The 709-nt window shown below is 42.7% G+C and carries 1 pseudogene; it reads right to left on the reverse strand.

Annotation, left to right across the window (positions count from 1 at the left end):
* A pseudogene (locus EQO05_RS15220) lies at positions 1-709 on the reverse strand (hypothetical protein); the annotation flags it as partial.

Below are 709 nucleotides of genomic sequence, written 5' to 3' on the forward strand. Positions count from 1 at the left end.
CTGAAGCAGCCCTTTCCACTGCCGGATTGTTAAAAAGAGTCATAGGACCTGAGGTTACACTGTCAAATGAACTGGTATCAATGCCTTTTTTCTCAAGAGCCTTTAAGATGTAAGCATTGAGATCAGAGTCCAGTTTACGGTTTTTTCGGTCAATATCTTCTATTAGTCTGTTATAAGCCTCGTTTTTAGCAATGTACCGGGCAGAATCGCTTGAAGTGTACATTTTTCCTAAGGATGTGAGGTACTGCTCTCTGTTTACGTAAGCTTCCCTGTCTTTTTGTAGTTTCAGAATGAGTTTTTCGGCAGTTGCTACCTGCAAATCGGTCGGATCCTGCCCAGGAGAATCAATAAGAGAATAATTAAAGGCAGGATTGTCCTTTTCTACCGAATCAAGCATTGTCAAAACTTCTTCTGCCATTCTTCTGTGCAGCCATGGTGGGATATCGCAATTTACAGCATGTTTGGACAGGTATTGCCTGTCAGGGTAAGCCCAGAATGTGCTTTCGATTGCCCTTAAATCCACATAAGCATCCCTGTATTTATCCGCAGCATCAGAACAGCATGAGTCGAATCTTTCGCTGTTATTTGTAATATCTGTTGTATCGCCTTCATTGTCAAGATACAGAGTTGTTTCCCTGTATTCTCTTTCAATGGGGTCAGAATAGGTTGACAATCCTACGTAACCGCCTGCCGGAGGTCGCTTGTGGTA

It is taken from the genome of Methanosarcina sp. MSH10X1, from assembly GCF_004099695.1.
Lineage (GTDB): Archaea > Halobacteriota > Methanosarcinia > Methanosarcinales > Methanosarcinaceae > Methanosarcina.